We start from the raw sequence: 6719 nt of genomic DNA on the forward strand, positions 1-6719 counted from the left end.
AGCCAAGACAACCAGTAAACACATCTACCCACCAAATATTTGGAGAGCCAGTATGCAAGTTTCACTTGAAAAATTTATCTTTGGGACTTTAATCACCGCCGCGCTGCTTCCAATAAATGTTAGTGCTGCCCCAGTAAATACTCTTGGTAAACTTCCTTGGCAAGGAGGAATCTCCGCTAAAGTATCCCAGACATTACACACTGATGGTTTAGGCAAATCAGCATTTGATATTGCCCTTCCAGCAGGGACTCCAGTCCTTGCACCTGTTGATTCAACAGTCGTCTGGTCTTGTATTGCAAAAGGAACAACAGACCACCATGCAATTATGCTTCAACAAGCAAATAGTGACAGGAAATACACATTATTTCATGTTCAAGGCAATTCCAGCAATATCTATAAGAACCGTAATTTTCGTGCAGGTGAACAAATTGGTGTTGTTGCTGCTGATATGCCCAAAGACCGTAATTGTGCAGTAAGCTACGGTGTTCACCTTCACTTCGGTTTACCTACCCAGAACGAAGTCGTTGATGGTGTAAGTTTTACTAAAACATCTCCTGCTTTAAATACTGTGCTTACTTCTAGCAACGGTACAGCTACGTCACCACAACCGCCACAAGCTACTACTTTCCAATCTCCTGTTAGTAAATTGAGTGTTTCTGTACCCTCTGTTGACTTAACCATTCAAGCAAAAAAGGTGTCTGGTCAAAAAGTCTATTGGCGTATGTATCGCACTGCTGTTGGTAATTTACCCGCTAGATACTGGCAAGGAGAACAAGTGGCATCGAGCAATTCGTTAACCTTGCCTGACCTTGATGGCTCAGGGGATACCCTCAAAGGCGTTAACTATTATACCGTTGCTTCTCTATCGCCGATTCCCAAGGAAGATGTGGCGAAAATGCGAACATCGTGCTTTGCTTCAACAGGCGGTACTCAATTGTGCGATCGCGCATCGCGCTAAATCTTGAAGTAAAAGCCGTAGCGAAACTTTTGCTGCGGCTTTTACTTAACAAAGACAATAAATTTATCACATAGTTAAAAATTTGTCTAACTCTCTTTTCTCAAGAGGTGCAGCCATGAATCAGCATATCTTTGGAAAATTTGCATCAATAATCATAATTTGCCTATGTTATTTTGCGGGAATCGGTACTGCGATCGCGGACACTGAAACTAACTCTGCACCAACGGAGACTGATGGTTCCAATACTATACCCCAGGATACAACATCTATCCAGCAAAACGGAGTACAGGTTAATGGTTTTGATGGCTTTAATGGTTTTACTACTCCTCTAACACCACCTTCATGTAATAAGCAATTATGTGGTTTTATAATGCTTAGAAATACTCCCTATGGAAATGAGAGTAATGCTGGAATTGTTTTTCAATTAGGAGGCTCTTCTGAAGATACACAAGCGGAATCTCAAAGACTTTTCGCTATAGCTCAAAAAGAAAAGCTCGATCAAGAATCTACTGTAATCCTAACCGAAAAGCTAGCAGAAGCAATCGAAAATAAGAAACCCGAGAGAGCCAAACTTTATGCAATTAGTCTTGCGAAGAGATTGGGATACGCTGACTATCGCCAACTTCTTAACGATATAAATAACCCAGCAGGGTTAATAAAATACTGAATAAGCCGATCGCCTCCATTCTTATTCCTCCACACGTAGCAATATTGCAGCAAGGAAAATTTTTAAGCTGGTGGGTTTGATGCCATCTCCACTGAGAAGATTGAGTTTATCGGTTTCGTCTATTAAGTAAGTACAAATAAATCTACTTATGTAACAAAATCTGCAACTCTCTAAACTCTTATACTGTTGGTTATAAACATAAAGCCAGCACAAGATACTTAGGAATAGCCCTGCCCTTTCAAAGTAGTGAAATTCAGAACGAAGACTGGTTATTTTGATCTTCAAAAAACCCAAAATATGAGCATAGGATTCAAGATGGTAGCACTGAAATAACGTATATTCGTTACTCACCTTAAGAGGGCTAGTCCTAGAATCATAAGAAAATATTGTTCGGTTCTCCAAATCTCTGATAACTAATAAAAATTTACAACTGCTGGTATCTATTATCAGCAGTTCTTGTTTTACGGCTCACGCCGATTAAGAAGTGAAGTCTGTAAAATCAAAGATTTTAAAACATGAAAACATCACGAGAAATAACCAGCGAGCTAAATCAATTTTATGGTTCAACTACTCTCTACAAACACTGGCTCGGTTTGAAATATACCGATGGTATAAAATACTTAGCTCACGAAGCCAATTGTTACTGGCTATTGGATGCGATCGCCTCACATCAAACAAAGAATTTACTGTCCAATCCAAGACTAAGAGAATTCCAAATCTGGCATTTACAAGTTCAAGACAATTCCGCTGTTTTGATATGCGAGTGGGACACCAATCAAGAAGTATTACGCCAAGAGATTGAATATACAGATTTCCCATTAAGCCATATCAAACTCTACTTGGTTGAAAAAGTCTTAATGCTTCCAAACGAATACTAACGCGCATCACACACTTTTAGCTATCAGGAGAAAATCATGATTCAAGCGATTGGTTCAGAACAGATATTCGTCACAAATTTAGAAGAATTCATGAGTAAGGCTGACAAATTTATCAAAATTTACTACTCAGGTATCAGCGACGAAAATCAAGTGAGAGAAATGATGCAAGAACTGAAAAATCTAGTATTAGACACAGACTTACAACAGTTAGAAATTGATTACCAACATAGCTGCGAAATTAACGATTTAATGGCAGATTACCATGATTCATCTTGGTGGTAATTCTATTACTTAACGTACTGAAATACTCCAACAGAAAGTGGGCTTACGCCCAATAGAGCAATGAAAATTTAGGAGATATCTATCTTATGGCTACACGTAAATCCCCTACATCCAACTTTCAAGCAATTGATGATTCCGTTCTCGGCGAGTATTCTGTTAGTAATTATTCAGAACGCTTGTACTCAAAAGTATACTACTCTATTCGTTCTTTGTGTGGAATCCTTGCCAAACGTAGTTTTCAAGATTTCAATTGGGATGTATTCAAAGAACGTTTCGCCTCGGACTTTGGAAAAGTTGAAGAACAGCGTTACTCCCTAGAGCAATTGCTTGAATTTGCTAATCGTAAATTTAGTAAAACTTTGGAAGATTTAGTAGTGCTAAATCAATTATCCTGGCAGCGCAGAAGAGAATATGCAGAACGTGTAAATGCGAGCGTTAGTCCTCAAGTAGAAGCTGAGAATTAATCCTGGCATTTCAAACAATATAAAAGTGGGAATAAAGAAGATTTTATTCCCCTTTTTGTTGTCAAAAATTATTTGGGTGATATCTATGGCAGAAGTTTTAAGTGAACCGCAATTCCAAATATTTATTCATCCGAAAACTGGAGTTAAAACCGGAAGAATTTATTTTCCTGCGCTATTTTTGGCTGATTATCACGAAATCATTGTTCAATGGCTACAAAGACGAGAGTTAATCTTTGATGAACGACATTTGAAGCAATATCCAGATGGCTCGTTTCGACTATATTTCAGGACGACGAATTCTTTAGAAATTGAATATTTACAGCTAATAAAACCCCTCACGGGGAGTAAACAGTAGTAACTTTCCGTAATAGCGGTGAAACAACTTATGAAATCAAAATATCGCAACTTTCTAGCTGATGCGAGCAATCAAGATTTAGCTATTCCTCATTCCCAAATGATAATATCCCAATTCCCGGAACCAGATAAAATTAAGCATACTCTGACTGGCTCAAGCAAAGCTGTAATTGCAACAATTAGGGTTTTGCATCAACTTGGTTATGCCAATATACGCGATTGGACTCCGTTGTTACCAACTTCTAATTCGGGAGAGGTAATGAGTATTTTGATTCGTACAATTACCGTGCAGTAGTGTTTGCTACAAATAGCGTTTCCCCTCGAAGGGGAATTTTTTCTTGCTTTCCTCAAACCTCTGGATTATCGCACTTACCAAAAAAAGCCCACCACAAGGTAGGCTTCGCTTTGATATGTAGTATATTTCTACCTACACAACCTGAAAACTAGCTTTGACAATCACGTCATTAAAGTCATTATCGCCACCACCTGCTAAGTCTTCAAAACCCCATGTGTTATCCCCAAGTAAGCGGATGTGGTCTACTTTATCCGAGTTACCTGCAATATAGGATGTATAAACCTTACTAAAATCACCGTTGATATTAGCGGGATTTGCATCAGCGATGATGAAAGTTGCAAATAATGAACCACCTTCCAAGGTATCTTCGATAGTCACCGATTGATTGTTACCTACAGTTAAATCAACTCCTGGTATACGTTGTTTAACGACTAATTCGTTGTAACCTGCATCACCTGGTTTTAACGACTTTCCGGTTAATTCATCGGTAATGGTTCCTTGAGCGTCATCAACTTTGTAGAAACCAACGAAGTTGTTATAAGCGGCTTCGCGGTATAGGGTAAAGGTAGCTTTGACTTGTCTACCTGTTAAGGATTCGAGGTTAATTAATTCACCTTCTTGTTCTCCTTGATAATTAGCGATGAGGTTTTGTGTAGTTAGAGGTGTTTTTTCTAACCCAAAATTCATTACCAAGTCGTTGAAGGAATTATCGTTTCCTTGCTCCCAGTTTAAGGTGTAGATACCGTTGCTTTCGGTAACTTGCAGGTAATCTTTACTATTAGCATTGGCTTCGTTGATTGAGAAAACAACGTTACCAAAGTTATTTTTACTCAGCGCAGCATCGGCAGTACCGTTAGAAACGTTGTAAAACGCTAATCTTTCTCCTGCACCTACTTGCAGTTTGCGAGTTAAATCAACACCTTTTAACAAGTCGTCGGTTAAAGCGCTGAAAATCACTGAACCTTGTTGCAATGCTGCTTGAGCAAAACCAGCTTCACCTGCTGCAATACCGTTAACTCGGTTAAAAGCATCAACTTTAAATACTCCGACTTCGTTGACTTGAGCGCTATTTTTGCCAGTCAAGGAGAATTTTGCAACAGAGACACCTGCATCACCTTCTATATTCCAAATGTCTTGATTAGTAGATTTACTCAAGCTTAAAGAAGTATTAGTTACTCCAGGTGCGCCTGGGTCAACTATAATGCCGTTGGCTGTTAAGTCAGCATCACCTCGTTTTCCGTCCACAAAGTGCAGTGCTATTTGGTCAGCTTTTCCATCATCGTTGGTATCAAAGAATTGAGCGCCAGTTTCACCGTCGTAGAGGAATTCATACCAACCGTCTTGGTTGCTTTCTGGGGTTTTACCGTATTTCCAGAACGTGTTGTAATTTTGGTCTTGGGGAAGTAATAGGTTGACGGTGGTAGCTGAACCGGGGGTTAAGCCTTCTAATTTGAAATCAAGCACACCGACGGGGAAAGTTATGCCTTGGTTCTCTGGTTCGCCGTTTGTAGTGATTTTGACATCACGCAGAGTAGTGTTAGGAGCAGAGATGATAGTAATTTTTTCGCCCGAAGCTACGTTAGCTTGTTGGCTATCAAGAATACCGTCTTTGTTTGCGTCTCCTTTTATCGCTTCGATATTATCGGGGATGCCATCTTTATCTGTATCGTTGATAACTTCTTGTTCAACGGTAAACTCAAAGTTTTCGCTGACGCTTGCACCTGCGTTGTCGGTAGCGGTGATGGTGACGTTATTTGTCCCAACTGCATCTTGACTGGGTGTACCGCTAATGATTCCGGTTTGACTATCGATATTTAAGCCGTTGGGTAAGTCTATAGCAGTGAAGGTGAGAGTGTCGTCTGCATCGATATCGTTAAATTTACTGCTGATATCTAAGCTGAAAGGTTGGTTTGCTTTAGCGGTTTGGTTTTCAATCTCAGTTACGGTAGGTGCGTCGTTGGTATTTTCTACCGTTAAGGTAAAGGTGTCGCTAATTGTTGCACCGGCTTTATCTGTTGCACTAACTTTAACGTTAAGCGTACCAACATTATCATTTGTTGCTGTACCTGAGAAAGTACGAGTTTCTGGATTGAAGTTTAACCAATTAGGTAAAGCACTATCCGAATCCAAGGTTACAGAATAAGTTAACTCGTCTTCTGCATCCACATCGTTAAATGTGTTTTCTGGGATGGTAAAGGTAAATGCTGCGTCTTCCGTTGCGATCGCATCTGAAATTTCTTGATTGAGGGTAGGAGGATTATTGGTAGATGTATCGTTGTTCTTTATCTCCAAAGTAAAGCTATCGCTAACTATTGCACCTTGTTTATCGGTTGCGACAACTTTAATACTGACTGTACCAACATCCCCATTACCAGGAGTACCGCTAAAGCTGCGAGTTGAAGCATCAAAGCTTAACCAGCTTGGTAATTCGCTACCCGAATCCAAGGTTACAGAATAAGTTAACTCGTCTTCTGCATCCACATCGTTAAATGTGTTATCTGGGATAGTAAAGTTGAAAGCGCTATCTTCAGTTGCTATTTGGTTGGCGATCGCACTTTCTAAAGTCGGTACATCATTAGTATTTTCTACCGTAAGGGTAAAGGTATCGCTGACGGTTTCTCCAAAGCTATCGGTTGCGACAACTTTAATATTGAGCGTACCAACATCCCTATTAATAGGAGTACCGCTAAAGCTGCGAGTTGAAGCATCAAAAGTTAACCAGCTTGGTAATTCGCTACCATCTTCTAGAGTTACAGAATAAGTTAACTCGTCTTCTGCATCCACATCGTTAAATGTGTTATCTGGGATGGTAAAGTTGAAA

8 protein-coding genes are annotated in these 6719 nt (G+C 39.7%); 7 read left to right on the forward strand and 1 reads right to left on the reverse strand.

Features of this window, described 5'->3' with window-relative positions; translation table 11 throughout:
- The first annotated feature begins 52 nt into the window (after positions 1 to 52).
- The 7 genes from IQ247_RS15345 to IQ247_RS15375 all read left to right on the forward strand — a co-directional run bounded on the left by IQ247_RS15345 (position 53) and on the right by IQ247_RS15375 (position 3898).
- On the forward strand, positions 53 to 958 hold the full coding sequence (locus IQ247_RS15345) for a M23 family metallopeptidase (RefSeq protein ID WP_193921392.1): 906 nt from the start codon (positions 53 to 55) through the stop codon (positions 956 to 958).
- Positions 959 to 1073: 115 nt separating this feature from the next.
- A complete protein-coding gene (locus IQ247_RS15350) occupies positions 1074 to 1625 on the forward strand; it encodes a hypothetical protein (RefSeq protein ID WP_193921394.1) in 552 nt (183 codons plus the stop codon).
- A gap of 515 nt (positions 1626 to 2140) precedes the next feature.
- A complete protein-coding gene (locus IQ247_RS15355) occupies positions 2141 to 2503 on the forward strand; it encodes a DUF6876 family protein (RefSeq protein ID WP_193921396.1) in 363 nt (120 codons plus the stop codon).
- A 36-nt stretch (positions 2504 to 2539) separates the two neighbouring features.
- A complete protein-coding gene (locus IQ247_RS15360; RefSeq protein ID WP_193921398.1) occupies positions 2540 to 2785 on the forward strand; it encodes a Pb-reticulocyte-binding protein in 246 nt (81 codons plus the stop codon).
- Positions 2786 to 2871: 86 nt separating this feature from the next.
- On the forward strand, positions 2872 to 3249 hold the full coding sequence (locus IQ247_RS15365) for a hypothetical protein (RefSeq protein ID WP_193921400.1): 378 nt from the start codon (positions 2872 to 2874) through the stop codon (positions 3247 to 3249).
- Between the two features lie 85 nt (positions 3250 to 3334).
- Positions 3335 to 3604, forward strand: coding sequence for a hypothetical protein (locus IQ247_RS15370; protein ID WP_193921402.1), 270 nt, complete (start codon positions 3335 to 3337; stop codon positions 3602 to 3604).
- Positions 3605 to 3634: 30 nt separating this feature from the next.
- The gene (locus IQ247_RS15375) at positions 3635 to 3898 is read left to right on the forward strand and encodes a hypothetical protein (RefSeq protein WP_193921404.1); all 264 of its coding nucleotides are present in this window, start codon (positions 3635 to 3637) and stop codon (positions 3896 to 3898) included.
- A gap of 132 nt (positions 3899 to 4030) precedes the next feature.
- On the opposite strand, the gene IQ247_RS15380 is transcribed toward IQ247_RS15375, so the two are convergent.
- Positions 4031 to 6719, reverse strand: a 2689-nt coding sequence (locus tag IQ247_RS15380) for a putative Ig domain-containing protein (protein WP_193921413.1), incomplete at its 5' end; no start/stop codon positions are given.

This window comes from Plectonema cf. radiosum LEGE 06105 (genome assembly GCF_015207665.1).
Lineage (GTDB): Bacteria > Cyanobacteriota > Cyanobacteriia > Cyanobacteriales > Nostocaceae > Rivularia > Rivularia radiosa_A.

What these genes read in the sequence shown, in the direction of transcription:
- IQ247_RS15375 (WP_193921404.1), top strand. Translation starts at nt 3,635, where the DNA reads ATGAAATCAAAATATCGCAACTTTCTAGCTGATGCGAGCAATCAAGAT.
- IQ247_RS15350 (WP_193921394.1), top strand. Translation starts at nt 1,074, where the DNA reads ATGAATCAGCATATCTTTGGAAAATTTGCATCAATAATCATAATTTGC.
- IQ247_RS15355 (WP_193921396.1), top strand. Translation starts at nt 2,141, where the DNA reads ATGAAAACATCACGAGAAATAACCAGCGAGCTAAATCAATTTTATGGT.
- IQ247_RS15370 (WP_193921402.1), top strand. Translation starts at nt 3,335, where the DNA reads ATGGCAGAAGTTTTAAGTGAACCGCAATTCCAAATATTTATTCATCCG.
- IQ247_RS15360 (WP_193921398.1), top strand. Translation starts at nt 2,540, where the DNA reads ATGATTCAAGCGATTGGTTCAGAACAGATATTCGTCACAAATTTAGAA.
- IQ247_RS15345 (WP_193921392.1), top strand. Translation starts at nt 53, where the DNA reads ATGCAAGTTTCACTTGAAAAATTTATCTTTGGGACTTTAATCACCGCC.
- IQ247_RS15365 (WP_193921400.1), top strand. Translation starts at nt 2,872, where the DNA reads ATGGCTACACGTAAATCCCCTACATCCAACTTTCAAGCAATTGATGAT.